This is a genomic window from Roseomonas sp. CECT 9278 (assembly GCF_918698155.1).
GTDB lineage: Bacteria > Pseudomonadota > Alphaproteobacteria > Acetobacterales > Acetobacteraceae > Neoroseomonas.
The window spans coordinates 109095-134878 of sequence record NZ_CAKKLX010000004.1 but is presented as its reverse complement, the minus strand read 5'-3'; the positions used below and the strand labels follow the sequence as shown (position 1 = coordinate 134878).

The window sequence follows — 25784 nt, the reverse complement described above, 5'->3', positions numbered from 1 at the left end:
GCGTCAGGCGGGCAGGACGATCTCCTGCCCGATGCCGCGGCAATCCATCTCGAACTCCAGGCCTTCGACCGGCGGGCGGCAATCCTGCCAGGTGAGGCCATGGCGCGCGGCGCCGCGGGTGACGATGGCCTCGGTCAATGCCGGCGGCAGCGGGTGGATGGTATAGGCCTGCACGCCGGTGGTGTCGGCCCAGCCATGGCCGAGCAGGCCCATCCGGCGTTCCATTTCGCCCAGTACCCACAGGCCCTTGCGCAGCATCCCGTCCGGCGAGGTGTCGCCATAGGCCACGGTGTTGTCGCGGTAGCTGCCCTTGCCTTCGGCCGATTCACCGCTGCCGGCGACAGCGAAGGACGGCGCGGCGGCCGCGTCGGGCCGCGCATAGACGAAGGCGTGGAAACAGGGTTCGGCGGGCGGCGCGCGGCGCGGGCAGACATTGCTGCGCGCGACCGGGTTCGCGCCGTCCCGCAACACGCCCCATTCGGCCAGGACCTGCGCGTAGCCGGCGTTGAAGCTGGCGAAGCCGGCCTCGGTGAAGGGGGCGGGAGAGCGCAATTCGCAGCCGGCGAAGGCGGTCAGCGGCCGGCCGATCGCGCCGAGATGCGCGGCGATGCGCCGCCAGCCCTCGGCCATCGGAACGGGTTCGGCGAAGCGGGCGCGTTCCAGCCGGAAGCCGGGCAGCGCCGCCACGCCGCCCGAATACTGCATGACCGCCGGGATGAAGCGGAAGCCGGCCTGCGCGATGGCGACCGTGCTCACCGCTTGGTCACGCCCCAGAAGACGGGGATCGTGGTGGGGCGCAGCCCTTCGACAGTGTTGCGATGCGCCGCCAGCACGCGGAACTGCCCGCCATTGATGTAGGGCAGCACGGCATAGGCGCGGGCGTGCACCTGCTCCAGCACCTGGCGGCGCTTCGCGGGGTCGGGTTCCTCCCACCAGGCAGCGCGCAGGCGCTCGAGTTCCGCATCGCAGGGCCAGCCGGCAAGGCCGCCCTCGCAGGGCGAACCGAGATACAGGTTCACCAAGGGGTTCTGCGCGTCGAGCACGTTCGCCACGGTCACGAACAGGTTCCACCCGCCCTGTTCCACCGGCTCGCGCCGGTTGCGTCGCTGCGTGAGCGTGGCCCAGTCGGTCGCGACCACGTCCATGTTGAGGCCGGCGCGACGCATATTGGCCGCCATGGTCAGCGTGACGGCGTTGTTGATCGGGCTGTCGGTGGCGTTCAGGAACACCACGCGTTCCCCATTGTAGCCGGCCTCGCGCAGCAGGGCGCGGGCGCGGTCCAGGTTGATCTCGCGCAGACCTTCCGCGCCGGCGCTGCTTTCCAGCGGCGTGCCGCAGAGGAAATAGGCCGGGCAATAGGGCACCTGTTCGGCCGGCGGCGTGCCGATCGCCTGCAGGTTCTCCTGCTGGTTCACGAGGTAGAGCAGCGCGCGGCGCGCCTGCGGGTTGTTGAACGGCGGGATGTGGTGGTTCGGCCGCAGCCAGACCATCGACCCGATCGGGTTCAGCGCGAAGGTGCGGATGTTGCGGTTGCGCGCCAGCACCGGGAGCACGTCAGGGCTGGGCTGCTCGATGAAGTCGATCTCGCCCGATTGCAGCGCGGCCGCCGCGGTGGCGGGGTCGCTGATGCCGAGCCACTCGACGCGCTCAAGCTGCACGACCTTGCCGCCGGCGAGCCCGTCGGCCGGTTCGCTGCGCGGCCGATAGGCGGGGTTGCGCGTGTAGATGGCGCGTTCGCCCGGCAGGAAATCCTGCGCGCGGAAGATGAAGGGGCCGGAGCCCGTGGCGTCGGTGATCGCCGTGGTGGCGGGCGTGTTGGCGATGCGTTCGGGCATCACGAACAGCGCGCTCGCGGTGGGGCGTGCCAGGGCTTCCACCACCAGGCCGAAGGGGCGCGACAGGCGCAGGGTGAAGGTGCGGTCGTCCACGACCTCCAGCGCCGCGGTGGCGGACATCAGCGCGCGCCCGGCGATGTCGCGCTGCGCCCAACGGCGGATCGACGCCACCGCATCCGCCGCGCGCACCGGCTGGCCGTCGTGGAAGGCCAGGCCCTCGCGCAGGGTGAAGCGATAGGTCATGCCGTCGGCCGAGACCTCGTGCCGATCGACCATCTGCGGCCGTGCCTCGCCCTGGCTGTCGAAGGCGAAGAGCTGGTCGTAGACCATGAAGCCGTGGTTGCGGACGAAGGCGGCGGTCGAGACGACCGGGTCGAGGCTGGCGAGCATGTTCACCAGCACCACGCGCAGCGTGCCCGATGGCGCCTGCTGCGCGGCTGCCGGCAGGGCAGCGGCGAACAGCGCCATCGCGCCCGCGATCATGGTGATCCTGCGCCTGGTCATGGCATCCCCCCTGCTCATTCGGAGGGCATCATGGCAGGGGCGCGGGGCTTGTCCATCCGCGGATGCCTGGACGGGCGGGGCCGGGCGTCCTTCAATGGGGCATGACCTTCTCGCTTCTCGGACGCTGCGCGCGGACCGGCCAGTTCGGCGCGGCGGTGACGACATCCTCCATCGCTGTGGGCACGCGCGTGCCCTTCCTGGCGGCGGGGGTCGGCGGCGTGCTCACGCAGCACCGCACCGACCCCCGGCTTGGCCCGCGCGGCATCGAATTGCTGCGGTCGGGCTGCAGCGCGAGCGAGGCTGTGGCGGCGCTGGTCGCCTCCACGCCGCATCATCGCTGGCGGCAGCTCGCGGTGATGGACCGCAGCGGCGCGACGGCGCATTTCGACGGCGCCAATGTGAAGCCGGCGCGCAGCGTGGCGCATGGCACGGATGTGGTGGCGCTGGGCAATATCCTGGCGCATGAGGGCGTGGCGCCCGCCATGGCTGCGGCCTTCCTGGCCGCGCCGCAATTGCCGCTGGCCGAACGCCTGCTGCGCGCGCTGGAAGCCGGCGAGGCGGCGGGCGGCGAGCATGGCGATGTCACCTGCGCGTGCCTGCTGGTCGTGGACCGCGAAGCCTTTCCCTATGTCGATCTGCGCATCGACAAGGATCCAACCCCGCTGCCGGCGTTGCGCCGCCTGTGGGAGGACTACGCGCCGCTGGCGGATGGCTTCGTGCGGCGCGCCATCGACCCGGACGACGCGCCGATCATCTGATCGACGGGGCGCTGGAAGGTCTCGCCAAGCGAGCATGCAGGCGCTGACGGCAACCATGGTGGAGTGCGTCGATGCCGCGCGACCCGCGCGTACGACGCCGCCCGCGCCGCCACGCGGGCAGAATTGGCGTCGTGTCCGCGGCCCACATGGAGCGCGGGCGTGATGCGCTGGTCGCGGTCGTGGCTTGACGGCCTTCAGCCTGCGCGGTCCCCTGGCGACCATCGACCCGAGGAAACCCGCGCATGCGCATCAAGGCGGCCGTTCTGTATCAGCAGGGCCTTCCGCGTCCCTATGCCGAAACACGCCCGATGGTGGTCGAGGAAGTGGAGCTGGACCCGCCTGGCGAGGGCGAATTGCTGATCGAGGTCGCCGCCGCCGGGCTGTGCCATTCCGATCTCTCGACCATCGAGAACCAGCGCCCGCGCCCGCTGCCGATCGTCATCGGGCATGAAGGCGCCGGGATCGTGCGCGAAGTCGGGCCGGGCATCACCGACCTCAAGCCGGGCGACCACGTCATCACCGTGTTCGCGCCGTCCTGCGGGAATTGCCGCTACTGCGTGCGCGGTCGGCCCAACATCTGCCCGACCGGGAATGCGTTCCGCCAGGCGGGGCAGTTGCCGACCGGCACGCGCCGGCTGAAGCGGCTGGACGGCACGCCGATCAACCACAATTCCGGCCTGTCGCTCTATGCGCAGTTCGCCGTGGTGGCGCGGCGGTCCTGCGTGAAGATTGCCAGCGACATCCCGCTGGACGACGCCGCGATCTTCGGCTGCGCGGTGATGACCGGCGCCGGCGCGGTGCTGAACACCGCCGGTATCAAGGCGGGCGAGGCGATCGCCATCGTCGGCCTGGGCGGTGTGGGCATGAATGCGCTGTTCGGCGCGGTGGCGGCGGGGGCGGAGCGCATCATCGCCATCGACACCAATCCGAAGAAGCTCGAACTGGCGAAGCAATGGGGGGCGACGGACGTCTTCCTCGCCGGCAATGACGACTGCGCGGCCGCGGTGCGCGACGCCACGGATGGCGGCGTCGACACGGTGGTGGAAACGGCGGGGTCGATCCCGGCCATGCAACTCGCGATCGCCATCACCGCGCGTGGCGGCGAGACGATCAGCGCCGGCCTGCCGAACATCCGCGCCGAGGTGTCCTACCTGCATGCATCGCTGGTCAGCGAGGAACGCTCGATCCGCGGGTCCTACATGGGCTCCTGCGTGCCGGAACGCGACCTGCCGCGGCTGCTTGGCCTGTATCGGCGCGGCAAGCTGCCGGTGGACAAGCTGAAGACCAGCCACATCACCTTCGACCAGATCAACGAGGGCTTCGACCTGCTGAGCGACGGCGCGGTGCTGCGGCAGATGCTGCGGCCGAACGGCTAGACGGTCAGCAGGGCGCGCACCGCTTCCTCGTCCAGCTCGCCGGCCGGCCCGGCGAGCGCGACTTCGCCGCGCACCATGATGGCGAGGCGATCGCCCAGGCTGCGGGCGAATTCGTAGTACTGTTCGACCAGCACCACCGCCATGCCGCGGTCCTTCGCGAGCATTTCGATGACCCGCGCGATGTCCTTGATGATGTTGGGCTGGATGCCCTCGGTCGGTTCATCGAGGATCAGCAGGCGCGGGCGGGCCGTGAGTGCGCGCGCGATCGCCAGCTGCTGCTGCTGCCCGCCCGACAGGTCGCCGCCGCGCCGGCGCAGGAAGGACTTCAGGATCGGGAACATGTCGAACACTTCTTCCGACACGCGCGACCCGCGTGGGGCGGCGGCAAGTGCGGTTTCGAGATTCTCCTGCACCGTCAGGAAGGGGAAAATCTCGCGCCCCTGCGGCACATAGCCGATGCCGGCACGCGCGCGGTCGGCCGGCGACCAGGTGGAGATGTCGCGCCCTTCCCAGGTGATGGAGCCGGCGCGGATGCGCTCCAGCCCCATGATCGAGCGCATCAGCGTGGACTTGCCCACGCCATTGCGCCCGAGCACGCAGGTGATGGTGCCGGGTTCCGCCACCAGGTCCACGCCGCGCAGGCACAGGGACGCGCCGTAGGAGAGTTCGATGCCGCGCGCGTCCAGCATCGCTCAGCGTCCCAGATAGACTTCGATGACGCGCGGGTCGGCCTGCACCTGGTCGATCGGGCCTTCCGACAGGACCGTGCCCTCGTGGAGCACGGTCACCTTGCGCCCGAGGGCGCGGACGAATTCCAGGTCGTGCTCCACCACCACGACCGACCGCGTCCCGGCGATGCGGCGCAGCAGGGCGGCGGTGTGCTCGGTCTCCTGGTCGGTCATGCCGGCGACGGGTTCGTCGACCAGCAGCAGTTGCGGGTCCTGCATGAGCAGCATGCCGATCTCGAGCCACTGCCGCTGGCCGTGGGAGAGGATGCCGGCCAGGTCCTGCGCGCGGGCGGTGAGGCCAATCTCCGACAGCGTCTCCCCGATCTTCTCGCGCGCCTCGGTGCCCAGGCGCCAATGCAGCGCGGCGAGCGTTCCACGCGGCGCCTTCAGCGCGAGTTCGAGGTTCTCGAACACCGTCAGCGCATCGAACACCGTCGGCTTCTGGAACTTCCGCCCGATCCCGAGGTTGGCGATGGAGGCCTCGTCCATGCGCGTCAGGTCGTGATCGCCGAAGCGCACGGTGCCGGCGGTGGGGCGGGTCTTGCCGGTGATCACGTCCATCATGGTGGTCTTTCCCGCGCCGTTGGGTCCGATGACGGCGCGCATCTCCCCCGGCTCGACGATCAGCGAGAGGTTGTTGAGCGCGCGGAAACCGTCGAACACAACGGATACGCCATCGAGGTAGAGGCTGTTGCCGCTCATGACCCGCGCTTCCTCAGCAGCCCGACCAGGCCTTTCGGCAGGAACAGCGTGACCGCCACGAACAGCCCGCCGAGCACGAAGGGCCAGATGTCCGGCGCGAAGGAGGTCAGCCAGGTCTTCACGCCATTGACCGAGAAGGCGCCGAGCAGCGCGCCGCCCAGCGTGCCGCGCCCGCCCACCGCGACCCAGATGACGGCCTCGATGGAATTGCCGGGGCTGAATTCGCCAGGGTTGATGATGCCGACCAGCGGCACGTACAGCGCGCCCGCCAGGCCGGAGATCATCGCCGACAGCACGAAGACGAACAGCTTGTACGACGTCACGTTGTAGCCAAGGAAGCGTACCCGGCTCTCGGCATCGCGCACCGCCACCAGCACGCGGCCGAGCTTCGACTTCACGACATACGCGCAGATGAGCAGGCACAATGCGAGCGACACCAGCGCCGCATAGAACAGCCCCGCGCGCGCGGTGGCCGTGTTCAGCGGCACGCCGAGCAGGTCCTTGAAGTCGGTGAAGCCGTTATTGCCGCCGAAGCCCATGTCGTTTCGGAAGAAGGCGAGCATCAGCGCATAGGTCATGGCCTGCGTGATGATGGAAAAATACACGCCGGTGATCCGGCTGCGGAAGGCCAGCCAGCCGACCACGCCGCCCAGCGCGCCCGGCACCAGCAGCGCCATCGCCATGGCGAAGCCGAAATTGTCGAAGCCGAGCCAGTACCAGGGCAGTTCAGGGTAGCCGAGGAACACCATGAAGTCCGGCAGCACCGGGTGGCCATAGACGCCGCGATCCCCGATGCGGCGCATCAGGTGCATGCCCATCGCATAGCCGCCCAGCGCGAAGAAGGCGCCATGGCCGAGGCTCAGGATGCCCGCGTATCCCCAGGCGATGTCGATCGCGAGCGCGAGGATCGCGTAGCAGATCCACTTGCCGACGATCGAGACGATGAAGTCCGACACGTGCAGCGCGTGCGCCTCGGGCAGCCCGTTCAGCACCGGCAGCAGCGCCAGCAGCAGCAACGCGCCGACCAGCGCGGCCAGGGCGAAGGGGCGCCGCACCGGCGGTGCGGCCTCGGCCATGGCGCTCACTGGTCCGCCGCCCGGCCCTTGAGGGCGAAGAGCCCCTTCGGACGCCGCTGGATGAACAGCATGATGCCGACCAGCACCGCGACCTTCGCCAGCACCGCGCCCGCATAGGGTTCCAGCACCTTGTTGACGATGCCCAGGCTGAAGGCGCCGACCAGCGTGCCCGCCAGCGACCCCACGCCGCCAAACACCACCACCATGAAGCTGTCCACGATGTAGCCGGTGCCGAGGTTGGGCGAGACATTGTCGATCTGCGACAGCGCCACCCCCGCCATGCCGGCGATGCCGGACCCGAACGCGAAGGTCAGCGCATCGACGCGCCCGGTGCGGATGCCCATGGTGGCCGCGATGCGCCGGTTCTGCACCACCGCGCGCATCTCGAGCCCGAAGCGCGTGTAGCGGATGGCGGCCATCACCAGCAGCAGCACCGCGATGCCAAACACGATGATCCACAGCCGGTTCTGCGTGACCATGATGCCGAGCGGCAGTTCCAGCGTGCCCTGCATCCAGGGCGGGCTGAGCACCTCGCGGTTCTGCGCGCCGAAGACGATCCGCACCGCCTGCTGGATCATCATGCCGACGCCGAAGGTCATCAGCAGGGTCTCCAGCGGCCGGCCGTACAGATGCCGGATCAGCCCGCGCTCCATGATGGCGCCGACCGCCGCGGCCACCAGGAAGGCAGCCGGCACGGACAGCGGCAGGGACCACGGCAGCAGCCACGGGATGTCGCGACACGCCTGCTGCACCAGGAAGGTCGTGTAGGCGCCGAGCATGACGAATTCGCCATGCGCCATGTTGATCACGCCCATGACGCCGAAGGTCACCGCCAGGCCGAGCGCGGCCAGCAGCAGCACGGAGCCGAGCGACAGGCCCTGGAACAGCGTCTCGCCGGCGCGGCGCAGGGCCAGCAGGCGGTCGATGGCGGCGACGGCGGCGGTGATCTCGTCCGACAGGGCGGGATTGGCGCCGCGCGATTCCAGCAGGATGCTGCGCGCGGTATCGCTGCCATTGGCGGCCAGGGCGGCGATGGCGGCACGCTTCACGTCGGCGTTGTCGGCGGCGAGGCGGGATGCGGCCAGCGCCAGTTCGATCTGCGCGCGGATGCGCGGCACGCTCTCGCGCGCCAGGGCGGTTTCCAGGATCGGCAGGTCGGCCGCGCTGCGCGACCGCAGCACGCCCTGCACGGCGGCCAGGCGCACCTCGGGGTCGTCGGCGATGATCTGCAGGCGACCGAGCGCCACACGCAGCGCGACGCGCACGCGGTTGTTCAGCCGCACCGTCTCGGCGCCGGCGGGATCGGCCGCCGCGCCGCCGGGGATGTCGCGCGCGCCGTCTGGCGTCTGCACCAGCAGCGTGCCGTCGGCGCGGCGCAAGAGGCGATTCTCGGACAGCGCCTGGAGCAGCGGCAGGGCCCGCGGGTCGCCCGCGACACCCAGCGCATCGACGGCCGCCGCGGTGGCGTTGAAGCTTGTGCCGATGCCAGGCAGCGCGGCAGTGAAGGCGTCCTGCGCCCGCGCGGGAAGACCCGCGGCGAGCAGCAGGAACAGGGCGAAGACGAGTCGCATCATGTCGAGGCTTGCGGCGCCGAGTGCCCGGCGCCGCACCGGATCAGCCACGCCGCCGCGACGCGTTCTCGGGGATGAAGGGCGACCAGTTCTCGGCCACGATCGCCGTCGGCGTCTTCCAGACGATGTTGAACTGCCCGTCGGCCTGGATCTCGCCGATCATCACCGGCTTGGACAGATGATGGTTGCGGTGCATTTCCTCGGTATAGCCGGCGGGGGCGTCCACCTTCTGGCCGTACATCGCCTCGCGCACCGCATCGACCGCCGTGCTGCGCGCCTGCGTGACGGCCTGCGTCCACATCTTGAAGCCGGTATAGGTGGCCTCCATCGGGTCGTTGGTGACGCGGCGCGGGTTGCGGATGAAGGCGCGCCACATGTTCAGGAATTCGGTGTTCGCCGGCGACTGCACCGACATGAAGTAGTTCCAGGCGGCCAGGTGGCCGACCAGCGGGCGGGCGTCGATGCCGGCGAGTTCTTCCTCACCGACGCTGAACGCCACGGACGGGATGTCCTCGGCCTTGATGCCCTGGTTGCCGAGCTCGCGGTAGAACGGGACGTTGGCGTCGCCGTTGATGGTGCTGACGATGGCGGTCTTCTTGCCCTCGCCGGCGAAGCGCTTCACGCGCGCGACGATGCCCTGCCAGTCGCTGTGACCGAAGGGGGTGTATTCCTCCATGATGTCGGCGTCTGCGATGCCCTTCGAATTCAGGAAGGCGCGCAGGATGCGGTTGGTGGTGCGCGGATAGACGTAGTCGGTGCCCAGCAGCGCGATGCGCTTGGCCTCGCCGCCATCGGCGGACATCAGGTATTCGACGGCCGGGATGGCCTGCTGGTTCGGCGCCGCACCCGTGTAGAACACGTTGCGCGACTGTTCCTCGCCCTCGTACTGCACGGGGTAGAACAGCAGGCCGTTCAGTTCCTCGAAGACCGGCAGCACGGATTTGCGCGACACGCTGGTCCAGCAGCCGAAGGTCACGTCGACGCGGTGCACCTGCAGCAGCTCGCGCGCCTTCTCGGCAAACAGCGGCCAGTTGGAGGCGGGGTCGACCACGACCGCCTCGACACGCCGGCCGAGCAGCCCGCCGCGGCCGTTGATCCAGTCCACCATCATCAGCACGGTGTCGCGCAGCGCGGTCTCGCTGATCGCCATGGTGCCGGACAGCGAATGCAGCACGCCCACCTTGATCGGCGCGCCCTGGCCGAAGGCCGGTCGCAGAGCGGGGGCGGCAAGCGCGGCGCCAGCGCCGAGCAGGGCGGCGCGGCGGCCAATCCGGGAGATGGGGGTGTCACTCATGCAGATCCTCCTGTCCGGAACGGCGGTCACTGCTGCCGTCGATCCTGAGCCGGCACAGCGAGAAGCGTGCCACGATGCGGTCGGGCCGCGCGGCTGGGGGCGTGCGGTGCGGCCACGCAATCGGCGCCCGCCCGCGCGCCTGCCGGCGTCCGCCATTGCCCGCGGCGATGGGCAGGCTGCCCGGCCTGAAGAATTTGTCATGTCATCGACGCGTTCGCCCAACGGCTGGGCAGCCATTGCCCGCAACTTGGGCTCGGCGACGAAGGCACGCGCAGATTTCCATCACGATCGCGCCATGCAAGGTATGTGGCGATGAGTCCCAGCCAGGCCGGCCCTTCCCATCAGCGCGCGCGCGGCGGCGCCGAGTTGCATCTGTCACGCAGCGGTGCCGCGACGCGGATCGCGCATTTGTTCCAGGCCGCACCCGCCCGCATCCTGTTCCCCACGTCCGAAGGCGACGAGCCGCCACTCGCCGTGCTGGTGAACACCGCGGGTGGCCTGGCGGGCGGCGATGCGCTCGCGCTTGACCTGCGGCTGGGGGCAGGGGCCGCGGCAACGCTCTCCACGCCATCGGCGGAGAAGATCTATCGCAGCCTGGGTGCTGCCACGCGCATCGATGCGACCATCGATGTCGGCTCCGGCGCGACGCTGGAGTGGTTGCCGCAGGAGACCATCCTGTTCGACGGCGCACGGCTGCACCGGCGCATCGCCGTGGCATTGGCGCCGGATGCTCGGTTGTTGTTCGCGGAGATGATGGTGTTCGGCCGCCGTGCGCGGGGCGAGGTCATGCGCGACGGCGCGGTGCAGGAGTCCTGGCGTCTGCGTCGTGGCGGCAGCCTGGTCTGGGCGGATGGGCTGGCGCTCGGGGGCGATCTTTCGACGCGGCTCGATGACCGCTTCGGCTTTGCGGGCGCGGAGGCCATGGCATGCCTGCTGCTTGCGGTACCGGGGCCAGTCGAGCCACTTCGCGCCGCGTTGCGCGAGGCGGATGTCGCGGCGACGATGCTGCGCCCCGGACTGTTGCTGGCGCGCTGGCTGGGCGACGCGGCGGCAGTCCGCGGCGCGCTCGGTGAGGCGGTGCGCCTGGTGCGCGTCCAGGCGCTGGGCCTGCCGGCGCGACTGCCGCGGCTGTGGACGAGTTGAACGGGGCGCGGCCATGATGCGCCGCCATGCAGGGATGCGGAGCGTGACGAGATGAACCTGACGCCACGGGAGAAGGACAAGCTGCTGGTGGCGATGGCGGCGATCGTCGCGCGCCGGCGGCTCGAACGCGGGCTGAAGCTGAACCACCCGGAGGCGGTGGCGCTGATCACCGACTTCGTGGTGGAGGGCGCGCGCGATGGTCGATCGGTGGCGGAGCTGATGCGCGATGGCGCGACGGTCCTCACGCGCGACCAGGTGATGGAGGGCATCCCCGAGATGATCCACGACATCCAGGTGGAGGCGACCTTCCCGGACGGCACGAAGCTGGTCACGGTGCATGAGCCGATCCGCGATGCGGCGCCGGCGGCGCCTGCGAAGGCGAAGCGGCCAGCGACGCGCGCGGCCGCGGCGAAGAAGGCGCCGGCCTCCGCCGCGAAGGCGAAGCCGGCCGCGAAGGCAAAGACGAAGGCGACCGCGCCGGCCAAGGCCAAGCCCGCGACCCGCGCCAAGGGAGCCCGCCGATGATCCCCGGAGAGATCCTGCCCGCCGCCGGCGAGATCGAGCTCAACGCCGGCCGCGACGCCATCGAGCTGGACGTCGCGAATGCCGGCGACCGCCCCGTGCAGGTCGGCAGCCACTACCATTTCGCCGAGACCAATCCGCTGCTGCGCTTCGACCGCGCCGCCGCGCGCGGTCGGCGGCTGGACATCGCCGCCGGCACCGCGGTGCGCTTCGAACCGGGCCAGACGCGGCGCGTGCGCCTGGTGGAATTCTCCGGCGCGCGCGTGGTGCACGGCTTCCGTGGCGAGATCGAGGGATCCCTGTAGATGGCCAGCCGCATCTCCCGCGCCGCCTATGCCGGCATGTATGGGCCGACGACCGGAGACCGCCTGCGCCTGGCGGATACCGACATCATCATCGAGGTCGAGCGCGACCACACCACCTATGGCGAGGAAGTGAAGTTCGGCGGCGGCAAGGTGATCCGCGACGGCATGGGGCAGTCGCAGGCCACGCGCGCCGCCGGCGCGATGGACACCGTCATCACCAATGCGCTGATCCTTGATGCCGTCCAGGGCGTGATCAAGGCGGATGTGGGGCTGCGCGGCGGCCGCATCGCCGCGATCGGCAAGGCCGGCAATCCGGATACGCAGCCCGGTGTCACCATCGTCATCGGCCCCGGCACCGAGATCATCGCCGGCGAGGGGCGCATCCTGACCGCCGGTGGGATCGACCCGCATATCCACTTCATCTGCCCGCAGCAGATCGAGGAGGCGCTGGCCTCGGGCATCACCTCGATGTTCGGCGGCGGGACGGGGCCGGCGCATGGCACGCTCGCGACCACCGCCACGCCGGGGCCGTGGCACATGATGCGGATGCTGCAGGCCGCCGAGGCCTTCCCGATGAACCTCGGCTTCCTGGGCAAGGGCAATGCGGCGCTGCCGGCGGGGCTGGAGGAACAGATCCGCGCCGGCGCCTGCGGCCTGAAACTCCATGAGGATTGGGGCACCACGCCCAAGGCCATCGACACCTGCCTGTCGGTGGCCGATGCCATGGACATTCAGGTCGCGATCCATTCCGACACGCTGAACGAGGCCGGCTTCGTCGAGGAAACCATCAAGGCGATCCGCGGCCGCGTGGTGCAGGCCTTCCACACCGAGGGCGCCGGCGGCGGCCACGCGCCTGACATCCTGCGGCTGGTGGGCGAGGCGAACATCCTGCCATCCAGCACCAACCCCACCATGCCCTATACGGTGAACACGGTGGACGAGCACCTGGACATGCTCATGGTCTGCCATCACCTCGACCCGCGCATCGCCGAGGATGTCGCCTTCGCCGAATCCCGCATTCGCCGCGAGACCATCGCCGCCGAGGACATCCTGCACGACATCGGCGCGATCAGCATGATGTCGTCCGACAGCCAGGCGATGGGCCGCGTCGGCGAGGTCATCATCCGCACCTGGCAGACCGCGCACAAGATGAAGGCGCAGCGCGGCCGCCTGCCGGAGGAGCGCGGCGACAACGACAACCGCCGCGCGCTGCGCTACATCGCGAAGTACACGATCAACCCCGCGATCAGCCAGGGTGTCGCCGACCATGTCGGCAGCATCGAGGTCGGCAAGCTGGCCGATCTGGTGCTCTGGACGCCGGCCTTCTTCGGCGTGAAGCCGGACATGATCCTGAAGGGCGGCAGCATCGCGATGGCGCTGATGGGCGATCCCAACGCCTCGATCCCGACGCCGCAGCCGGTGCATTACCGGCCGATGTTCGGATCCTACGGCGCGTCGCGGCGCGCCAGCGCGATCACCTTCGTTTCCCAGGCGGCCATCGAATCCGACGTCGCTGCCCGTTTCGCGTTGCGCCGGCCGCTCGCGGCCGTCCGCAACTGCCGCGGCGGCATCTCCAAGGCCTCCATGCTGCACAACCACGCGCTGCCGCGCATCGAGGTCGATCCCGAGACCTACGAGGTGCGCGCCGACGGCGTCTTGCTGGTCTGCGAACCCGCCCGCGTACTGCCGATGGCGCAGCGCTACTTCCTGTTCTGAGGCACGGATCGGATCGATCCGACGAGAGGAACTGCATGGACCACGAGAGCATCGACCAGGAGAGCACCCCCCGCGCCACCGAGGTGCTGCGCGCCGGCGCCTGGCCCGAGTCCGAGGCGCGCGACAGCGTGCTGGTGGATTTCGACGACCGCTTCCGTCGTCGGCGGCTCTACACGGGGCAGGGCGGGCTGGCCTTCCTGCTGGATCTGCCGGAAGCCACCGTGCTGCGCGAAGGCGATGGCCTGGCGCTGGCGACCGGCGGCTTCGTGCGCGTGCGCGCGGCGCCCGAGCCGCTGGTCGAGATCACCGCGACGAACCACGAGCACTTCGCGCGCATCGCCTGGCACCTCGGCAACCGGCACCTGCCGACGCAGATCGACGGCGAGCGCCTGTTGATCCGCGACGACCACGTGATCGTGCAGATGCTGGAGGGCCTCGGCGCGGTGGTCCGCAAGGTGAGCGCACCCTTCGACCCGGAAGGCGGTGCCTATGGCCAGCACAACCACGATCCTGGGCAGCGCCACGGCCACCACCACCATCATGGCGACCACGACCATCACCACGACCACGACCACCAGCACTGAGGCGCTGTACCGCCTGCTGGCCTGGCTGTCGCCGGCCTATCCGGTCGGTGCGTACACCTACAGCCATGGGCTGGAGATGGCGGTCGAGGACGGCGCCGTGCGCGGGCGCGACGACCTTGTCGCCTACGTGACCGCGGCGGTGCGGCACGGGGCGGGGTGCATCGATGGCGCCTTGGTCGCGGCGGCCCATCGCGCCATGGCCAGGGGCCATGCGAAGGCGCTGGACGACGTGGTCGAACTCGGCGCCGCATGGCGCGGCACGGCGGAGACGGCGCTGGAAGCCGAGGCGCAGGGCACCGCCTTCCTGCAGGTGACGCTCGCCGCCTGGCCGCAACCGGACCTCGCCACCTTCGCCGCGCGGCACCCGCGGCGCATTCCGCACGCGGTCGCCTTCGGTGCGGCCGCGGCGGCGCATGGCGTCGCGCTGGCGGATGCGGCCTTCGGCTATCTGTCGGCCTTTGCGGCCAACCTGGTCTCGGCAGGGGTGCGGTTGGTGCCGCTCGGCCAGACCGACGGGCAGAAGGCGACGGCGGCGCTGCTGCCGGTGGTGGCGCAAGCCGCGCAGGCAGCGATCGCCGCCGACCTCGACCGGATCGGCACGTCATGCCCGGCGCTCGATCTTTTCTCCATCCGTCACGAGACGCAGTACACGAGGCTGTTCAGATCATGACCCCACCCGCGCCCGAGCGGCCGATTCAGACCTTCGCGCACGATGCGCGCTCCGGCCATCGGACGGCCAACGGCCCCTTCCGCGTGGGCATCGGCGGCCCCGTCGGCTCCGGCAAGACCGCGCTGACCGAACGGCTGTGCCGCCACCTGCGCGACAGCCACGATATCGCCGTCATCACCAACGACATCTACACCAAGGAGGATGCTGAGTTCCTCACGCGCGCCGGCGCGCTCTCGCCTGACCGCATCGCCGGCGTCGAGACCGGCGGCTGCCCGCATACCGCGATCCGCGAGGATGCGTCGATCAACCTCGCGGCCGTGCACGACATGACGGAGAAGTTCCCCGCCCTCGAAGTGCTGTTCATCGAGAGCGGCGGCGACAACCTGGCCGCGACCTTCAGCCCGGAGCTCGCGGACCTGACCATCTACGTCATCGACGTGAGCGCGGGCGACAAGATCCCGCGCAAGGGCGGGCCGGGCATCACGCGGTCCGACCTGCTGGTGATCAACAAGATCGACCTGGCGCCGCTGGTCGGCGCCGACCTCTCGGTGATGGACCGGGATTCGCGCCGGATGCGCGGCCAGCGCCCCTTCGTCTTCACCAACCTCAAGGAGGACCAAGGCGTGGCCGAGATCGCCGCCTTCGTCCTGCGCCAGGGCGGACTCGCGGCATGAGCCCGCAACGCCACGCCGTCATCCTCGGCATGGGGCTGATGGGATGCGACATCGCCGCGATCTTTTGCGCCGGCGGCTGGCGCGTCAGCGCGGTCGAGACCGCGACGGCGCGCTGGCCGGACGCGCAGGCCCGCGTGCGCGCCTCCATCCTGCAACTCGATGGCGACCCGGCGCGCGCGGCGGCGCTGACGCTGTTCGATGACATGGCGGCGGCCGACTATGCCTCGGCCGAGATCGTGGTCGAGGCGGTGCCCGAGCGCCTGACGCTGAAGCAGGCGGTCTTCGCGCGGCTCGACACGCTGGTGCCGGCCGGCATCCCGGTCGTCTCGAACGCATCCGGCTATCGCATCACCGACATCGCAGGGGGCATCGCCACGCGCGCGCGCTGCGCCAACCTGCACTTCTTCCTGCCCGCGCATCTGGTGCCCGGCGTCGAGGTCGTGCAGGGCGAGCACACCGATCCGGCGGTCTGCGACGCCGTTGCCGCCATCATGGACGGCCTCGGCCGCAAGGTAATCCGTGTCGCGCGGGACGTGCCGGGCTTCCTCGCGAACCGCATCCAGCATGCGCTGATGCGCGAAGCCTTCGCGGTGATCGACCAGGGCCTCGCCACCGCCGAGGATGTCGACAATGCGGTGCGCTTCTGCTTCGGCTTCCGGTATCTGGCCGCAGGGCCGATCCTGCAGAAGGAACTCGCGGGCCTCGAGACCCAGCTGGAAGCCGGGCGCACCATCTATCCGTCGCTGTGCAACAGCCCCGATCCCAGCCCGGGGCTGGCGCGGCTGGTGGCCGAGAACCGGCTCGGCCCCAAGACCGGGCAGGGCTTCCGCGACTGGCCGCCGGAGGCGACGGCGCGCGAGCGCGAACGCTACGAACGCGCCCTGCTGGCGACCGTGCGGATGATGCGCGAGCTCGACTGACGCGCAGGCGCTGCAACCTGCGGCTGCGCTGCGGCGCAGCACGAATCAGCGCATTGCCGTGACTTCCCGCTTGGTGCAGCATCACCGCAAGCCGTTGAACGGCGGGGAGTGACGGGCGGGAATGATGACGGCGCTGATGCAGCAGCCGATCCCTGGTAGCGACAGCACGAAGGCGTCGGTCCATTGACCGCCTGCCTGGCCCCGACCTTGCCGCCCTCAGTTCCAGGGAGGTTGCGCGCGTGAAGCCGACGGACATCTCGTCCCCGGACTACTTCCACAAGGTGGTCGATTGCCAATGGGCCTGCCCGGCGCATACGCCGGTGCCCGAATACATCCGCATGATCGCGGCCGGGCGCTACGCCGATGCGTACATGGTCAACTGGCATTCCAATGTCTTCCCCGGCATCCTCGGGCGCACCTGCGACCGGCCCTGCGAGCCCGCCTGCCGGCGCGGCCGGGTCGAAGACGAACCCGTCGCGATCTGCCGCCTGAAGCGCGTCGCCGCCGACAACAAGGGTGACGTGTCGCATCGCATGCCGGTGATCCCGGAGAGCCGCAACGGCAAGCGCATCGCCTGCATCGGCGCCGGCCCGGCCAGCATGACCGTGGCGCGCGACCTGGCGCCGCTCGGCTACGAGATCCACGTCTTCGACAGCGCCGCCAAGCCGGGCGGCTTCATTCGCCAGCAGATCCCGCGCTTCCGCCTGCCGGAGGAAGTGATCGACGAGGAATGCGGCTTCGCGCTCGACCGCGGCGGCGTGGTCAGCCACATGAACCGCCGCATCGACAGCCTGAAGGAGCTGTTGGCCGAGGGCTATGACGCGGTGTTCATCGGCTCCGGCGCGCCGCGCGGGCGCGAGCTGGACGTGCCGGGGCGCCGCGAAGCCGCGGCGAACATCCACCTGGGCATCGACTGGCTGGCCTCCGTCTCCTTCGGGCATGTGAAGGAGATCGGCCGGCGCGTGATCGTGCTGGGCGGCGGCAATACCGCGATGGATTGCTGCCGGTCGGCGCGGCGCCTGGGCGGCGAGGAGGTCAAGGTCGTCGTCCGCTCGGGCTTCGACGAGATGAAGGCGTCCCCCTGGGAGAAGGAGGACGCGATGAACGAAGGCATCCCGATCCTCAATTTCCTCGTGCCGAAGCAGGTGCTGCACGACAATGGCCGCCTGACCGGCATGGTCTTCGAGAAGGTCGCCGCGCAATACGACGACAAGGGCCGCCGCCAACTGCTGCCGACCGGCGAGCCGGACGAGGTCATCGAATGCGACGACATCCTGGTGGCGATCGGGCAGGAGAACGCCTTCCCCTGGATCGAGCGCGATGCCGGCATCGAGTTCGACCGCTGGGGCCTGCCGAAGCTGGACCAGGCCACGCTGCAATCGAGCGACCCGCGCGTCTTCTTCGGCGGCGATGCGGCCTTTGGGCCGAAGAACATCATCTGGGCCGTGGCCCATGGGCACGAGGCGGCGGTGTCGATCGACATCTTCTGCCAGGGCGGCGACGTGGCGCAGCGCCCGCCGCCGGACGCGCGCATCACCAGCCAGAAGATGGGCATCCACGAATGGGCCTATGACAACGAGGTCTCGCTCGACCTGCGGTTCAAGGTGCCGCACATGCCCGCCGAGACCGCGCTGCGCGACATCACCGCGGAGGTCGAGCTCGGCTTCGACCGCGAGATGGCCTATCACGAGACGCAGCGCTGCCTGAATTGCGACGTGCAGACCGTGTTCAACGCCAAGACCTGCATCGAATGCGATGCCTGCGTCGACATCTGCCCAACCGACTGCATCACCTTCACCGAGAATGGCGACGAGGACGACCTGCGCACGCGCCTGAAGGCGCCCGCGGTCAACCTGTACCAGGACCTGTATGTCCAGGATGGGCTGAAGACCGGGCGTGTCATGGTGAAGGACGAGGATGTCTGCCTGCACTGCGGCATGTGCGCCGAGCGCTGCCCGACCGGTGCCTGGGACATGCAGAAGTTCCTGCTCGAGACCGCGAAGCCGAAGGCGCACGCATGCCACAGCCGATAACCGCGACGAACGATTTCGTCGTCAAGTTCGCCAACGTCAACGGATCGGGCTCGGCCTCCGCCAACGGCTTGTTCGCGAAGTCCATCCTGCGGATGGGCGTGCCCATCGCGTCGCGCAACATCTTCCCTTCCAACATCCAGGGGCTGCCCACCTGGTTCGAGGTGCGCGTCAGCGAGGCCGGCCACATGGGACGGCGCGGCGGCGTCGACATGATGGTCGCGATGAACCCGCAGACCTGGGACCGCGATGTCGCCGAGATCGAACCCGGCGGCTACCTGTTCTACGATTCGACACGGCCAATGCCGAAGTCGCGCTTCCGCGACGACATCACCGTCATCGGCTGCCCGCTGACCGAGATCACCAACGCCGCCTATTCCGATCCGCGGCAGCGGCAGCTGTTCAAGAACATCGTCTACCTGGGCGCGCTCTCGGCGCTGCTGGACATGGACGTGGAGGCGGTGAAGGAAGCCATCGCGGCGCAGTTCCGCGGCAAGGAGAAGCTGGTGCCGGCGAACTTCGCCGCGCTCGAGAAAGGCCGCGCCTGGGCGCAGGAGAACCTGGCCTGCCCGATCGGCCTGACGCTGCGGCGCGCCGATGCGGTGGGCGATCGCATCTTCGTGGAAGGCAATGCCGCGGCCGCGCTGGGCGCGGTGTATGGCGGTGCCACGGTCTGCGCCTGGTATCCGATCACGCCGTCCACATCGCTGGCCGAGGCCTTCGAGAAGTATTGCACCAAGCTGCGCCGCGACCCCGAGACGGGGGCCAAGCGCTACGCCATCGTGCAGGCGGAGGACGAGCTCGCCTCCATCGGCATGGTGATCGGTGCCGCCTGGAACGGCGCGCGGTCCTTCACCGCGACCTCCGGCCCGGGCATCTCGCTGATGCAGGAATTCGTGGGCCTGGCGTATTTCGCCGAAATCCCCGCGGTGATCTTCGACGTGCAGCGCGCCGGCCCGTCCACCGGCATGCCCACCCGCACGCAGCAATCCGACCTGCTCTCCGCCGCCTATGCCAGCCATGGCGACACCAAGCACGTGCTGCTGCTGCCCGAGGACCCGACGGAGTGCTTCGCCTTCGGCGCCGATGCCTTCGACCTGGCGGACCGGCTGCAGACGCCGATCTTCGTCATGCTCGACCTCGACATCGGCATGAACGATTGGCTGTGCGAGCCCTTCACGTGGGACCCGTCGCGCCGCATGGATCGCGGCAAGGTGCTGGATGCCGCGGCGCTGGATGCGGCGAAGTCCTTCGGGCGCTACCTTGATGTGGATGGCGACGGCATCCCGTATCGCACCTGGCCCGGCACGCATCCGGAGAAGGGCGCCTTCTTCACGCGGGGAACCTCGCGCGACCGCTACGCGCGCTATACGGAAGAAGGCGCGCCCTATGTCGACAACATGGAGCGGCTGCTGAAGAAGTTCCACACCGCGAAGTCGGTGGTGCCGCGGCCGGTGAGCATCCCGGCGAAGCAGCCCGCGCGCGACGGGGTGATCTTCTACGGCTCCTCCTCCGCCGCGATGCGCGAGGCGCTGGTCGCGCTGGAAGCCGACGGCATCCACCTCGATGCCATGCGGATCCGGGCCTTCCCCTTCCACCAGGATGTCGCGGATTTCGTCGCGGCGCATGAGCGCGTGTTTGTGGTCGAGCAGAACCGCGACGCGCAGCTGCGCACCCTGCTCGTGAACGAGGAGGAGATCGATCCCGCCCGGCTGATCCCGGTGCTGCATTTCGACGGCACGCCGATCACCGCGCGCTTCATCCACGCCGCCGTCGCCAAGCGCGCAGCGGCGGCCAACATCCTGCCCTTCCGCAAGGCCACGCCATGAGCTACCTGCCGAAGCCCAAGCTGCACCACCCGAAGCTGCCGACCAACGCGGTCGGGCTGACGCGGCGCGACTACGAAGGCGCCATCAGCACGCTATGCGCCGGCTGTGGGCATGATTCGATCAGCGCCGCCATCATCCAGGCGTGTTTCAACCTGTCCCTGCCGCCGCACCGCATCGCCAAGATGTCGGGCATCGGGTGTTCGTCGAAGACGCCGACGTATTTCCTCGGCAACGCGCATGGCTTCAATTCGGTGCATGGGCGCATGCCGTCGGTGCTGACCGGCGCGTATCTGGCGAACCGCGACCTCGTGTACCTGGGTGTGTCGGGCGATGGCGACAGCGCGTCGATCGGCTTCGGGCAGTTCGCGCACTCCATCCGGCGCGGCGTGAACATGTGCTACATCGTCGAGAACAACGGCGTGTACGGCCTCACCAAGGGGCAGTTCTCGGCCACCTCCGACTGGGGCTCGGTCGCGAAGAAGGGTGCCATCAACACCGACCAGCCGATCGACCTGGCGGCGATCGCGGTGCAACTCGGCGCCACCTTCGTCGCGCGGTCCTTCTCGGGTGACAAGGAACAGCTGGTGCCGCTGATCGAGGCTGCCCTGCTGCACGAGGGCGCGGCCTTCATCGACGTGCTCAGCCCCTGCGTCGCCTTCAACAACCACGCCGGCAGCACGAAGTCCTACGACTACGTGCGCGAGCACAACGAGGCGCTGAACAAGCTCGACATCATGCTGAACCGCCAGGAGATCACGGTCAGCTACGCGCCCGGCGAGGTCCGGGAGGTCACGCAGCACGACGGCACCATCCTGCGCCTGCGCAAGCTGCACGAAGGCCACGACCCGACCGACCGCGCCTCCGCCATGCACCACATCCTGGAGCGCAAGGCCGCCGGCGAGATCGTCACCGGGCTGATCTACGTGGAACCGGAACCCACGGCGCTGCATCAGAACCTCGGCACGGTCGTCGGGCCGCTCAATGCGCTGGGCGATGCCGACCTGAATCCGGGCGTCGCGGCGCTGGACGCGATCAACGCCTCGCTGCGCTGACCATGGCCGGCATCCCCGCGACAGGCGCGCCGGCGGACGCCATCCTGGCGGCGCTGCGCGACCGCAAGCAGGGCGACCGCGACTGGCGCCACGGCCGCCTCGCCGTCTATTTCTACTGGCTGGACGAGGAGCTGGAGCGCGTCCAGCAGCAGGCCTACCTGGCGTATTGGACCGAGAACAACCTCGGCCAGCGCGCCTTCCCCAGCCTGAAGTCGCTGGAGGACGAGGTCATCGCCATGGCGCTCGCGCTGCTGGGCGGCGATGCGCGGGCAGGGGGCACCTTCACTTCCGGCGGGTCGGAGAGCATTTTCCTCGCCATGATGGCGGCGCGCAATCGCGCGCGGGCGCAGCGCGGCGTGACGCAGCCGAACATCGTGCTGCCGAATTCGGCGCATCTCACCTTCGACCGCGCGGCCGAGGCATTGGGCATCGAGGTGCGGCGCGTGCCGATCGGCCCTGGTCTGCGCGCCGATGTCGCGGCGATGGAAGCGCGCATGGATGACGACACCGTCGCGCTGGTGGGCTCGGCGCCGAACTACCCCTTCGGCACCTTCGACCCGATCGCCGAGATCGCCGCGCTGGCGGCGCGGCACGGGGCCTGGATGCATGTCGATGCCTGCGTGGGCGGCTTCCTCGCGCCCTATGTGCGGCGCCTCGGCCACGACATCCCGGCCTTCGAGCTGAACGTGCCGGGCGTCACCTCGATGTCCGCCGACATCCACAAGCACGGCATGGCGCCCAAGGGCGCGTCGCTGCTGCTGGTCGCGGATGCCGCCGACCGCGAATGGCACAAGTTCGAAAGCCGCGCCTGGCAGCGCGGGCCCTATGCCGCCTACACCACGCAGGGCACGCGGCCGGGCGGGGCGGTGGCCGCGGCCTGGGCGGCGATGAACCACCTCGGCGACGACGGCTACCTGCGTTGCGCGCGCCTCATCATGGAAGCCAAGGCCATCATGACGGCGGGGATCGGCGCGATCCCGGGCCTCGACATTCTTCGGCCGAGCGACCTCGGCATCTTCGTCTGGCGCGCGAGCGACCCCGCGCTCGACATCGGCAAGGTGGCGGCGGCGCTCGATGCCGAGGGCTGGCTGGTCGGGCGCCAGCAGGAACCGGACGGCATCCACCTGCATCTCAACCCGATCCATCGCGAGGTGGCGGGCGAGTATGTCGAGGCCGTCGCCCGCGCCGTGGCGGCCGCGCGCGGCGGGCAGAACAGCCGGATCGGCGCGAACGAGCGGACGTACTAGGGCAACTCCCGACCAGAGCGAATAGTCTGGCCGGGTAAAGACGCTCGCGACGACGGATCTACAGAAACCGCTCCATCACATCCGTCGACGACCGCACCCCGATCGCCGCGAAATGCGTGTCCAGGAACGCCTCCGCCTTCGCGGCTCCCAGCGCGCGCAGGTGCTGCAGGAACCCCATCGACGCATTCATCTTCGACGACGCATTCAGCGCCGCCAGCTCGGCCTCGGCGTCGATGCAGTGAATGAAGCAGCGCAGGTATTTCCCTTCCGGCAGGTCGCCCTTGTCGATCATGTCCGTCACGAAGCGGATCATCCGCATCTCGCGCATCAGCGATGAGTTGAAGGCCAGCGTGTTCATCCGGTCGACGATGGCGCGGATGTCGCGCGGCACCTCGGGGATGTTCACCGGGTTCAGCTGCACGATCAGTATGTCCGGCGCACCGCCCATGTAGATCAGCGGGAAGATCGGCGGATTGCCGCAATAGCCGCCATCCCAGTAGTGCTGCCCCTCGACCTCCACCGCCTGGTGCAGCAGCGGCACGCAGGCGGAGGCCATCACCGCCGCCGCGCTCATTTCCGCGCGCTCGAACACGCGCAGCCGCCCGGTCAGCACGTTGGTGGCGCAGGCGAAGATCGCCGGGCCGGGCGCGCTGCGCAGCCGGGCGAAGTCCACCACCGCCTCGATATGCTCGTGCAGCGGGTTCATGTTCGTCGGGTTGAACTCGTAGGGCGAGAATTGCCGCTGCATCACGTCGGCCAGCCGCCAGGCCGGCGAGAAATCCATGTTCCCCGGGCTCAGCATCATGTCGAGCGGCGTCGGCTGCACCGGCGAGAAGGCCGCGATGTTGCCGATCCCCTCCCAGAACACATCGAGCCGCCGCTGCGCTTCCGCCGGCCCGCCGGCGATCAGCCCGTCGACCAGCACGGCGGCGTTCATCGCCCCCGCGCTGGTGCCGACCACCGCCTCGATCTCCAGGCGGTCGTCGGCCAGCAGGCGTTCCAGCACGCCCCAGGTGAAGGCGCCATGCGACCCGCCGCCCTGCAGCGCCAGCTTGATCCGCCGGCGGTTGCGCGCGCCCGTCACTTGCTGTCGAGCCGCGTCACCGGCGACCAATCGGCCGGTGGCCCGTCGGGAAAGCGCGCCAGGCGCTCGGCATAGGCCGCGACCAGCGGATCCGTCGCCGGGTCGCCCGCATCGGCCAGCGCGGCGCGCGCGGCACCGAACTGCCCGGCACGGAAGCGGCGGATCGCCTCGCCCCAGGCCGGCAGGCGCGCCACCAGCGCGCGGTCCGCGACCAGCGGCGTGTCCTTCGCGTCGGCGGCGAAGGACAGCCCGACCAGCTCATGCACCTCGACCGCATCCTGCGTGCCCTTGGCCAGCACCAGGTCGACCGGGCGGAACACGAAGCCGCTGCCCGCGCCGATGCGCGTCGCCTCGCTCACCAGGATCTGCGTGCCGTACATCTTGTTCATGCCTTCGAGCCGCGAGGCCAGGTTCACCATGCCACCGATCGCGGTGTACGCCATGCGATCCGACGACCCGACATTGCCCACCACCGCATCGCCGGTATGGATGCCGAAGCGCGTGTGCATGCGCGGCCAGCCGCGCTCGGCGAATTCCTCCTCCAGCCGCAGTGTCAGCGCGCGCGCATGCAGCGCCGCGCGGCAGCCGTGCAGCGCATGCGCCAGGTCGCGCTTGGGCGCGTTCCAGATCGCCATCACCGCATCGCCGATATACTTGTCGATGGTCGCGTGGTGCTCCAGCAGGTCGTCCGTCACCGCCTGGAAATAGGCCGAGGTGATGCGCATCAACTCCTCGGGGTCCATGCGCTCGGCGATGGTGGTGAAGCCCTGCACGTCGGAGAACATCACCGTCAGGCGCCGCCGCTCGCCGCCCAGGCTCACCTCCGCGCCCTCGGCCATCAGCTTGCGGACCAGGTCGCGCGGCACGTACACGCTGAACAGGCGCAGCGCGGATTTCATGCCGCCCATCGCCTCGCCCAGGGCCTGGACTTCCGCCGTGCCACCCGGCGGCGGCATCGGGTCGGCCAGGTCCAGCCGGCGCACCGCCTCGGCCTCGCGCGCCAGGCGCCGCAGCGCCAGGGTGACGCGCCGCGCCGCGAAGGCCGCGCCGCCCAGGCCCAGCAGCAGCCCACCCACCGCCAGGCCGAGGGCCGCGACCGGCGCGCCGGCCGGCGTGGCGGCCGCGGTCAACGCCAGCGCGCCCAGCAGGAAGCTGCCGACGCAGGCGACCAGCAGGACCAGCAGCACCAGCAGCGATGGCCCGCGCGCCGCGCCGCTCATCGCACCTCGCCCGACCACGCGAGGAGCGCCTCGGCATCGGCGGGGTCCAGCGCATCGAGCGCCGCCGCGCCTTCCTCCGCGCTGGTGCCGGGCAATCCGAGGCGCCGCGCCGCGCCGGCATAGGCCGCGAGCTGCGCCGAGCGTGCGGCATCGAGGCCGAGCGCCCGTGCCGGCGGGCTGGCCGGCGGCAGCAGCCGCAGCAGCGCGACGCGCGCCGCATGGGTCGCGACACCCTCCGGCGCGGGCTGGCCTGCGGCCGCCAATTCGCGGGCCAGCAGCCGGCTCAGCAGCGGGCCGAGCCGCGGCAGGCTGCTTGCGAACAGGTCGGCCTCGCGCGCCAGGCGGCAGGACAGGTCGGGCGCCTCCTGGTCCTCCCACGGCCAGGTGGTGGCCAGCACGATGCGGCGCAGTGCCGCGATATCGGCCGGCGGCAGGCCGGCGGCGGTGGCGATCGCGCCGGCATCCTCGGCGGAGCGCCGTTCCAGCACGCCGCGCTCGGCATGGACCTGCCCGTCATGCCCAAGGTCGTGCGCCGCCATCGCGAGTACCGCGAGCGCGGCCTCCTCGCGCGTCAGCAGCCCCATCCGCCGCGCCGCGCCGGCCAGCCAGCCCATTGCGCGGGCGGTCTCGGCCTGGTGCAGGCGGTCGTGGTAGGCAGGCTCCGCGCCGCGCGGGAAGCTGGCGCCGTGGCGCTCCACGGCCTGCGCGACGGCGAGCGCGGCGCGATGCACCGTGCTGTCCGGGGCCATCCCGCCGGTGGCGTCGCCGAGCGCCGTGGTGACGGCCCCGGCCATGTCGGGTGGCTGGCCGCGCAGCGCGATCAGCGCCGCCTCGGCGGCCTCGATCGCGTCCATCGATGCGTCCTGCGCCATGGCGAGGTCGAGGACGGTGCTGGTCGTCGCGGCCCTTGCGGCCATGGCCTTCGCCGGATGGTGGCGCGCCAT

General features: G+C 70.1%; 23 protein-coding genes and 1 pseudogene. 14 read left to right on the top strand and 10 right to left on the bottom strand.

Annotation, left to right across the window (positions count from 1 at the left end):
* Positions 1–3: 3 nt before the first annotated feature.
* Together LQ222_RS04230 and LQ222_RS04225 are read right to left on the bottom strand one after the other, a co-directional pair.
* Positions 4–756 carry a hypothetical protein gene (locus LQ222_RS04230; protein WP_230164706.1) on the bottom strand — a complete coding sequence of 251 codons (753 nt, stop codon included), beginning with the start codon at positions 754–756 and terminating at the stop codon, positions 4–6.
* A complete protein-coding gene (locus LQ222_RS04225; protein ID WP_230164705.1) occupies positions 753–2339 on the bottom strand; it encodes an ABC transporter substrate-binding protein in 1587 nt (528 codons plus the stop codon). The genes LQ222_RS04230 and LQ222_RS04225 overlap by 4 nt, the downstream gene beginning before the upstream one ends.
* Positions 2340–2440: 101 nt before the next feature.
* Here LQ222_RS04225 and LQ222_RS04220 point away from each other — a divergent pair, with 101 nt between their 5' ends.
* The gene (locus LQ222_RS04220; RefSeq protein WP_230164704.1) at positions 2441–3097 is read left to right on the top strand and encodes a DUF1028 domain-containing protein; all 657 of its coding nucleotides are present in this window, start codon (positions 2441–2443) and stop codon (positions 3095–3097) included.
* A 242-nt stretch (positions 3098–3339) separates the two neighbouring features.
* Positions 3340–4473, top strand: coding sequence for a zinc-dependent alcohol dehydrogenase family protein (locus LQ222_RS04215; protein ID WP_230164703.1), 1134 nt, complete (start codon positions 3340–3342; stop codon positions 4471–4473).
* Here LQ222_RS04215 and urtE read toward each other — a convergent pair.
* The 5 genes from urtE to urtA are packed head-to-tail and all read right to left on the bottom strand — an operon-like array spanning position 4470 to position 9844.
* Complete coding sequence (gene urtE, locus LQ222_RS04210) at positions 4470–5162, bottom strand: urea ABC transporter ATP-binding subunit UrtE (RefSeq protein WP_230164702.1); 693 nt, start codon at positions 5160–5162, stop codon at positions 4470–4472. The genes LQ222_RS04215 and urtE overlap by 4 nt on opposite strands.
* Positions 5163–5165: 3 nt before the next feature.
* Positions 5166–5903 carry an urea ABC transporter ATP-binding protein UrtD gene (gene urtD / locus LQ222_RS04205; RefSeq protein WP_230164700.1) on the bottom strand — a complete coding sequence of 246 codons (738 nt, stop codon included), beginning with the start codon at positions 5901–5903 and terminating at the stop codon, positions 5166–5168.
* Positions 5900–6979 carry an urea ABC transporter permease subunit UrtC gene (urtC, locus tag LQ222_RS04200; protein ID WP_230164699.1) on the bottom strand — a complete coding sequence of 360 codons (1080 nt, stop codon included), beginning with the start codon at positions 6977–6979 and terminating at the stop codon, positions 5900–5902. Before urtC ends, urtD begins: the two co-directional genes overlap by 4 nt.
* Before the next feature lie 5 nt (positions 6980–6984).
* Positions 6985–8553 carry an urea ABC transporter permease subunit UrtB gene (gene urtB, locus LQ222_RS04195; protein ID WP_230164697.1) on the bottom strand — a complete coding sequence of 523 codons (1569 nt, stop codon included), beginning with the start codon at positions 8551–8553 and terminating at the stop codon, positions 6985–6987.
* Between the two features lie 40 nt (positions 8554–8593).
* Entirely contained in the window at positions 8594–9844 is a 1251-nt protein-coding gene (urtA, locus tag LQ222_RS04190) for an urea ABC transporter substrate-binding protein (protein WP_230164695.1), read from the bottom strand.
* 312 nt (positions 9845–10156) lie between these two features.
* Between urtA and LQ222_RS04185 the strand changes: the two genes are divergently transcribed.
* From LQ222_RS04185 to LQ222_RS04130, 12 genes and pseudogenes are all read left to right on the top strand, one after another.
* The gene (locus LQ222_RS04185) at positions 10157–10987 is read left to right on the top strand and encodes an urease accessory protein UreD (RefSeq protein ID WP_230164693.1); all 831 of its coding nucleotides are present in this window, start codon (positions 10157–10159) and stop codon (positions 10985–10987) included.
* Between the two features lie 51 nt (positions 10988–11038).
* Positions 11039–11338 (top strand): annotated as a pseudogene (locus LQ222_RS04180) (urease subunit gamma); the annotation flags it as partial.
* Between the two features lie 170 nt (positions 11339–11508).
* Entirely contained in the window at positions 11509–11814 is a 306-nt protein-coding gene (locus tag LQ222_RS04175) for an urease subunit beta (protein WP_230164690.1), read from the top strand.
* Positions 11815–13530 carry an urease subunit alpha gene (gene ureC, locus LQ222_RS04170; protein WP_230164689.1) on the top strand — a complete coding sequence of 572 codons (1716 nt, stop codon included), beginning with the start codon at positions 11815–11817 and terminating at the stop codon, positions 13528–13530.
* Positions 13531–13565: 35 nt separating this feature from the next.
* Complete coding sequence (locus LQ222_RS04165) at positions 13566–14114, top strand: urease accessory protein UreE (RefSeq protein WP_230164687.1); 549 nt, start codon at positions 13566–13568, stop codon at positions 14112–14114.
* Positions 14020–14784 carry an urease accessory UreF family protein gene (locus LQ222_RS04160; protein WP_308071552.1) on the top strand — a complete coding sequence of 255 codons (765 nt, stop codon included), beginning with the start codon at positions 14020–14022 and terminating at the stop codon, positions 14782–14784. Before LQ222_RS04165 ends, LQ222_RS04160 begins: the two co-directional genes overlap by 95 nt.
* Positions 14781–15458 carry an urease accessory protein UreG gene (gene ureG / locus LQ222_RS04155; protein WP_230164686.1) on the top strand — a complete coding sequence of 226 codons (678 nt, stop codon included), beginning with the start codon at positions 14781–14783 and terminating at the stop codon, positions 15456–15458. The genes LQ222_RS04160 and ureG overlap by 4 nt, the downstream gene beginning before the upstream one ends.
* The gene (locus LQ222_RS04150; protein WP_230164685.1) at positions 15455–16378 is read left to right on the top strand and encodes a 3-hydroxyacyl-CoA dehydrogenase NAD-binding domain-containing protein; all 924 of its coding nucleotides are present in this window, start codon (positions 15455–15457) and stop codon (positions 16376–16378) included. Before ureG ends, LQ222_RS04150 begins: the two co-directional genes overlap by 4 nt.
* A 239-nt stretch (positions 16379–16617) precedes the next feature.
* Positions 16618–18411 (top strand): FAD-dependent oxidoreductase, encoded by a 1794-nt coding sequence (locus LQ222_RS04145; RefSeq protein WP_230164684.1) that lies wholly within the window; start codon positions 16618–16620, stop codon positions 18409–18411.
* Positions 18396–20237 carry a 2-oxoacid:acceptor oxidoreductase subunit alpha gene (locus LQ222_RS04140; protein ID WP_230164683.1) on the top strand — a complete coding sequence of 614 codons (1842 nt, stop codon included), beginning with the start codon at positions 18396–18398 and terminating at the stop codon, positions 20235–20237. Before LQ222_RS04145 ends, LQ222_RS04140 begins: the two co-directional genes overlap by 16 nt.
* Positions 20234–21289 (top strand): 2-oxoacid:ferredoxin oxidoreductase subunit beta, encoded by a 1056-nt coding sequence (locus LQ222_RS04135; RefSeq protein WP_230164682.1) that lies wholly within the window; start codon positions 20234–20236, stop codon positions 21287–21289. The genes LQ222_RS04140 and LQ222_RS04135 overlap by 4 nt, the downstream gene beginning before the upstream one ends.
* Before the next feature lie 2 nt (positions 21290–21291).
* Entirely contained in the window at positions 21292–22536 is a 1245-nt protein-coding gene (locus LQ222_RS04130) for an aminotransferase class V-fold PLP-dependent enzyme (protein WP_230164681.1), read from the top strand.
* A 58-nt stretch (positions 22537–22594) separates the two neighbouring features.
* Here the strand turns inward: LQ222_RS04130 and LQ222_RS04125 are convergent, their stop codons facing one another.
* The 3 genes from LQ222_RS04125 to LQ222_RS04115 are packed head-to-tail and all read right to left on the bottom strand — an operon-like array spanning position 22595 to position 25784.
* A complete protein-coding gene (locus LQ222_RS04125) occupies positions 22595–23620 on the bottom strand; it encodes a patatin-like phospholipase family protein (RefSeq protein WP_230164680.1) in 1026 nt (341 codons plus the stop codon).
* Positions 23617–24840, bottom strand: a complete 1224-nt coding sequence (locus LQ222_RS04120; protein ID WP_230164679.1) for an adenylate/guanylate cyclase domain-containing protein — start codon at positions 24838–24840, stop codon at positions 23617–23619. The genes LQ222_RS04125 and LQ222_RS04120 overlap by 4 nt, the downstream gene beginning before the upstream one ends.
* Positions 24837–25784: a hypothetical protein gene (locus LQ222_RS04115; RefSeq protein ID WP_230164678.1), complete on the bottom strand. Its 948-nt coding sequence runs from the start codon at positions 25782–25784 to the stop codon at positions 24837–24839. The genes LQ222_RS04120 and LQ222_RS04115 overlap by 4 nt, the downstream gene beginning before the upstream one ends.

What these genes read in the sequence shown, in the direction of transcription:
- LQ222_RS04225 (WP_230164705.1), bottom strand. Translation starts at nt 2,339, where the DNA reads ATGACCAGGCGCAGGATCACCATGATCGCGGGCGCGATGGCGCTGTTC.
- LQ222_RS04220 (WP_230164704.1), top strand. Translation starts at nt 2,441, where the DNA reads ATGACCTTCTCGCTTCTCGGACGCTGCGCGCGGACCGGCCAGTTCGGC.
- LQ222_RS04215 (WP_230164703.1), top strand. Translation starts at nt 3,340, where the DNA reads ATGCGCATCAAGGCGGCCGTTCTGTATCAGCAGGGCCTTCCGCGTCCC.
- urtE (WP_230164702.1), bottom strand. Translation starts at nt 5,162, where the DNA reads ATGCTGGACGCGCGCGGCATCGAACTCTCCTACGGCGCGTCCCTGTGC.
- urtD (WP_230164700.1), bottom strand. Translation starts at nt 5,903, where the DNA reads ATGAGCGGCAACAGCCTCTACCTCGATGGCGTATCCGTTGTGTTCGAC.
- urtC (WP_230164699.1), bottom strand. Translation starts at nt 6,979, where the DNA reads ATGGCCGAGGCCGCACCGCCGGTGCGGCGCCCCTTCGCCCTGGCCGCG.
- urtB (WP_230164697.1), bottom strand. Translation starts at nt 8,553, where the DNA reads ATGATGCGACTCGTCTTCGCCCTGTTCCTGCTGCTCGCCGCGGGTCTT.
- urtA (WP_230164695.1), bottom strand. Translation starts at nt 9,844, where the DNA reads ATGAGTGACACCCCCATCTCCCGGATTGGCCGCCGCGCCGCCCTGCTC.
- LQ222_RS04185 (WP_230164693.1), top strand. Translation starts at nt 10,157, where the DNA reads ATGAGTCCCAGCCAGGCCGGCCCTTCCCATCAGCGCGCGCGCGGCGGC.
- LQ222_RS04175 (WP_230164690.1), top strand. Translation starts at nt 11,509, where the DNA reads ATGATCCCCGGAGAGATCCTGCCCGCCGCCGGCGAGATCGAGCTCAAC.
- ureC (WP_230164689.1), top strand. Translation starts at nt 11,815, where the DNA reads ATGGCCAGCCGCATCTCCCGCGCCGCCTATGCCGGCATGTATGGGCCG.
- LQ222_RS04165 (WP_230164687.1), top strand. Translation starts at nt 13,566, where the DNA reads ATGGACCACGAGAGCATCGACCAGGAGAGCACCCCCCGCGCCACCGAG.
- LQ222_RS04160 (WP_308071552.1), top strand. Translation starts at nt 14,020, where the DNA reads ATGGCCAGCACAACCACGATCCTGGGCAGCGCCACGGCCACCACCACC.
- ureG (WP_230164686.1), top strand. Translation starts at nt 14,781, where the DNA reads ATGACCCCACCCGCGCCCGAGCGGCCGATTCAGACCTTCGCGCACGAT.
- LQ222_RS04150 (WP_230164685.1), top strand. Translation starts at nt 15,455, where the DNA reads ATGAGCCCGCAACGCCACGCCGTCATCCTCGGCATGGGGCTGATGGGA.
- LQ222_RS04140 (WP_230164683.1), top strand. Translation starts at nt 18,396, where the DNA reads ATGCCACAGCCGATAACCGCGACGAACGATTTCGTCGTCAAGTTCGCC.
- LQ222_RS04135 (WP_230164682.1), top strand. Translation starts at nt 20,234, where the DNA reads ATGAGCTACCTGCCGAAGCCCAAGCTGCACCACCCGAAGCTGCCGACC.
- LQ222_RS04130 (WP_230164681.1), top strand. Translation starts at nt 21,292, where the DNA reads ATGGCCGGCATCCCCGCGACAGGCGCGCCGGCGGACGCCATCCTGGCG.
- LQ222_RS04120 (WP_230164679.1), bottom strand. Translation starts at nt 24,840, where the DNA reads ATGAGCGGCGCGGCGCGCGGGCCATCGCTGCTGGTGCTGCTGGTCCTG.
- LQ222_RS04115 (WP_230164678.1), bottom strand. Translation starts at nt 25,784, where the DNA reads ATGGCGCGCCACCATCCGGCGAAGGCCATGGCCGCAAGGGCCGCGACG.